This is a genomic window from Chromobacterium sp. Ag138, from assembly GCF_055181315.1.
This window is the reverse complement of the sequence record NZ_JBUPWA010000001.1, coordinates 4,488,839-4,492,519: the sequence shown is the minus strand read 5'-3', so window position 1 is coordinate 4,492,519 and position 3,681 is coordinate 4,488,839. Positions and strand designations below refer to the sequence as shown.

At 72.7% G+C, this 3,681-nt stretch carries 5 protein-coding genes; all 5 read left to right on the top strand.

Features of this window, described 5'->3' with window-relative positions; all coding sequences use genetic code 11:
• On the top strand, positions 1-609 hold a 609-nt coding region (locus ACY3GB_RS20965; RefSeq protein ID WP_463090431.1), incomplete at its 5' end, for an FHIPEP family type III secretion protein.
• The gene (locus tag ACY3GB_RS20960) at positions 596-1,912 is read left to right on the top strand and encodes a FliI/YscN family ATPase (protein ID WP_463090430.1); all 1,317 of its coding nucleotides are present in this window, start codon (positions 596-598) and stop codon (positions 1,910-1,912) included. The genes ACY3GB_RS20965 and ACY3GB_RS20960, both read left to right, overlap by 14 nt.
• A complete protein-coding gene (locus tag ACY3GB_RS20955) occupies positions 1,906-2,289 on the top strand; it encodes a hypothetical protein (protein ID WP_463090429.1) in 384 nt (127 codons plus the stop codon). The genes ACY3GB_RS20960 and ACY3GB_RS20955 overlap by 7 nt, the downstream gene beginning before the upstream one ends.
• 37 nt (positions 2,290-2,326) lie before the next feature.
• The gene (locus ACY3GB_RS20950; RefSeq protein WP_463090428.1) at positions 2,327-2,803 is read left to right on the top strand and encodes a hypothetical protein; all 477 of its coding nucleotides are present in this window, start codon (positions 2,327-2,329) and stop codon (positions 2,801-2,803) included.
• Positions 2,793-3,662 carry a hypothetical protein gene (locus ACY3GB_RS20945; protein ID WP_463090427.1) on the top strand — a complete coding sequence of 290 codons (870 nt, stop codon included), beginning with the start codon at positions 2,793-2,795 and terminating at the stop codon, positions 3,660-3,662. The genes ACY3GB_RS20950 and ACY3GB_RS20945 overlap by 11 nt, the downstream gene beginning before the upstream one ends.
• The last annotated feature ends 19 nt before the right edge of the window (positions 3,663-3,681 follow it).

Below are 3,681 nucleotides of genomic sequence, written 5' to 3'. Positions count from 1 at the left end.
GCCGCCGAGCTGATCGGCGTGCAGGAGGCGCGCTACCTGATGGACCAGATGGAGCAGCGCTACGGCGAGCTGGTGAAAGAGCTGCAGCGCCAGCTGCCGGTGGGCCGCATCGCCGACGTGCTGCAGCGGCTGGTGGCCGAGGGCGTGTCCATCCGCGACCTGCGCGCGGTATTCGAGGCCCTGGTGGAATGGGCTCCCCGCGAGAAAGACCCGGTAATGCTCACCGAATACGCCCGGCTGGCGCTGCGCCGCCACATCGTCGGCCGCCAGCGCCGCGGCCAGCCCTGGATCAGCGCCTGGGTCATCGGCGGCCACATCGAGCAAACCATACGCGAATCCATCCGCCAGACCTCGGCCGGCTCCTACTCGGCGCTGGGGCCGGAAGAGAACCAGGCCATCGTCGGCGAAATCCGTTCCGCGCTGGAGCAAAGCGGCGTCGGCGGCGCCGCGCTAGTCACCGCGATCGACGTGCGGCGCTTCGTGCGCAAGCTGATCGAGCGCGATCTGTTCTCCGTGCCGGTGCTGTCGTTCCAGGAGCTGGGCGACGAGGCCGAGCTGAAGATCCTGGGCCACGTCGAACTGATAGGAGAAGGCCATGCGCCTGCCTGACTACTACGCCATCCTGGACGCCATCGAGCCTCCTCCCCCGCCCGCAGGCGGCGATTGCCGCCTGGAAGGACGCCTGTCCGAAGTCGGCGCCACCCTGCTGCGCGCCCATCTGCCGGGCGCCGGACTGGGCGAGCTGTGCTCGCTGCCCGGCGGCGCCCCGGCCGAAGTGGTGGGGCTGGACGGCGACGAGGCGCTGCTCTCTCCCTACCGCGAACCGCTGGGCCTGTCTTGCGGCATGCTGGTCCAACCCAGCGGACGCCGCGCCGACATCGGCGTCGGCGACGCGCTGCGGGGCCGGGTGCTGGACGCGCTGGGCCGGCCGGCGGACGGCCTGCCGCCGCCGCGGGTAGAAACACGGCGCGACATCGACGCCGAGCCTCCCGATCCCATGCAGCGCCAGGCGATAGACACCATCCTCCCCACCGGCGTGCGCGCCATCGACGCCACCCTCACCGTCGGCGTCGGCCAGCGCCTGGGCATCTTCGCCCCAGCCGGCTGCGGCAAGAGCACCTTGCTGGGCATGCTTTGCGCCGGCAGCGAAGCCGACATCGTCGTGCTGGCCCTGATCGGCGAGCGCGGCCGCGAAGTGCGCGAATTTCTCGACCATGTGCTCAGCGCGGAAGCGCGGGCCAAGAGCGTGGTGGTGGTCGCCACTTCCGACCGCCCGGCGCTGGAGCGCATCAAGGCGGCCGCCACCGCCACCGCCATCGCCGAACACTTCCGCGACCGCGGCCAGCGCGTGCTGCTGCTGGTGGACTCCCTCACCCGCTACGCCCGCGCCGTGCGCGAGGTGGCGCTGGCCGCCGGGGAGCCTATCGTGGGCGGCGGCTATCCGCCCAGCCTGTACGCCAGGCTGCCGCGGCTGCTGGAGCGGGCCGGTCCGGCCGCCCGCGGCAGCATCACCGCCTTTTACACCGTGCTGATGGAAGACAAGGCCGACCCGCTGGCGGAAGAGGTGCGCTCGCTGCTGGACGGCCACATCGTGCTGTCGCGCAAGCTCGCGGAGTCCAACCACTTCCCGGCGATCGACGTGCTCGCCAGCGTCAGCCGCGTCATGCACCAGATTTGCGCCGGGCCCCACCGCGCCGCCGCCGCCAGGCTGCGCCAGCTGCTGGCCGCCTGGCGGGAAATCGAGCTATTGGTCCGGGTGGGGGAATACCGGCCGGGCCAGGACGCCGACGCCGACGACGCCATGGCGCGCCGGGCGCCGATCAACGCTTTGCTGCGCCAAGCGGTGGATGAGCGATTCGCGTTCCCCCGCACGCTGGCGGAACTAAGCGACGCCGCGGGGATGCCATGCTGAGCCAATTGCTGTGCATCAAGCGCCGCCGCGAGAACAGCCTGCGCGCCGCGCTAGTCCGGCTGGCGGACGAGGAGCTGAAGCTGTGCGCGCGCCGGGACGCCATCCACGAGCGCCGCCATGCGCTGTACGCCGAATGGCGGCTCCATGCCGCTCGCAGCGGCCAGTTCGACCAGACCGAGCTGGAAAAGCTGCGCGCCGCGCTCTCCCGGCTGGAAGGAGAAGACCAATCCCTGCAGCGCCTGCTGGAAGAGCTGGCCGCAGAACGGCTGCGGCTGACGCAAACCCGCGCCGAGCAGGAAACCATGCTGCTGCGCAATCTGCGCGAACAGGAAAAGCTGAGCGCGCTGCTGGACGACGAGTCCGACAAGGATGCCTGAGGCCGGCCCGCTCTAAACCGCAACAGAAGGCACGATCATGCAAGCGCAACCCCCTTCCGCCGCCCCCCGCGCGTCATCGCGCGACCGCGACGAACCCCATGCCGACCGCCGCGGCGCGCAGCGCTTCCGCGCGCTGCTGGACGACGCGCCGCCGCAGCAGGATTTCCCCGCGCTCTCTATCTCGCCGTGGCCGCTGTTCGCGCCGCCGCTTGCCGACCCGCCCGACGCCTCGCCCGCCGGCTTCGCGAGCGCTCGCGCCCATCCCGATCTGCCGCCGCAGCCCGCGCCGGCGGCCCCGGTCGACAGCCAAACGCTGGCCTTGCGCGCCAGCACCGGCCCGCTGGCCGGCCTGCTGGTGCAGGCCGAGTGGCGCGGCGCCCGCCTGAGCCTGCGGCTGTCCGCGCCGGCCCCGGCGCTGGCCGGCAGGCTGGCGCGCGAGCGGGAAAACCTGGGCGCGGCGCTGTCCGCCGCGCTGGGCGTGGACGTCGTCGTGGAGCTTGGCGATGGCCGCTGACATCCCGCTCGACGCCTTCCACCTCAGCCGCGTCGGCGCCCGCGTCGAACATGAGGGCAGGCTCATCGAAGCCGATCTGGCCCGCGCCGACGGCCAGGGCCTGCTGCTGTCGGCGACATTCGACGGCGCGACGCTCGGCCTGTGGACCACAGAAGCCGACTGGCGCGCCTGGCTGGAGCCGCAGCTGGCGGTGGGCGAGCTTGCCGATATTGAAGCCGGGCTGCTGCCGGTTCTGGCCGCCTGGACGCTGGCGCCGCTGGATGGTTTCCTGCGCGCCCAGGGCCTGCCCGGCCTGGCGGAAGCCGCCGTCGCGCCCGCTCCTGCGCCCGGCGGCGAAGGCTGGCGGCTGACGCTGCGAGACGGGCCGCGCCGGCTGCCGCTGTACTTGCCCGAAGCCCCTCGCGATTGGCTGGCCGCGCTGCGGCCATCAACCGAGCAGAGCCATCGGCTGGCGCTGGGCCTGGGCTGGTGCCTGCTGCCGGAGCAGGACTGGGACAAGGTCGCCGTCGGCGACGCGCTGCCCATCCACGGCATGGCGGATGCGCTGGATTGCCTGTGGCTGCATCCGGAGGCCAGCCCGGGACGGGTGAGGCTGCTCGACGCCGAGCGCGCGGTCGTGGAAGCCCCCTCCCCTGGCCTGGACCAAGCGCCGCCCGGCACGCTGCGCCTGGCGGTGGAGGCCGCCGCCATCCGCGTAAGCGCCGACGCGCTGGCCGATTGGGAGGCCGGCAGGGAAATCGCCGCGCGCGCCGCCGCCCACCCCATGTTGCGCCTGACCGCGCAAGGCCGGCTATGGGCGCAGGGCCAGCTGCTGCGGCTGGACGACGGCTGGGCCGCACGCATCCTTGCGCGCGGATAGCCCCCCATTCCCATCCCTC

What these genes read in the sequence shown, in the direction of transcription:
- ACY3GB_RS20955 (WP_463090429.1), top strand. Translation starts at nt 1,906, where the DNA reads ATGCTGAGCCAATTGCTGTGCATCAAGCGCCGCCGCGAGAACAGCCTG.
- ACY3GB_RS20950 (WP_463090428.1), top strand. Translation starts at nt 2,327, where the DNA reads ATGCAAGCGCAACCCCCTTCCGCCGCCCCCCGCGCGTCATCGCGCGAC.
- ACY3GB_RS20960 (WP_463090430.1), top strand. Translation starts at nt 596, where the DNA reads ATGCGCCTGCCTGACTACTACGCCATCCTGGACGCCATCGAGCCTCCT.
- ACY3GB_RS20945 (WP_463090427.1), top strand. Translation starts at nt 2,793, where the DNA reads ATGGCCGCTGACATCCCGCTCGACGCCTTCCACCTCAGCCGCGTCGGC.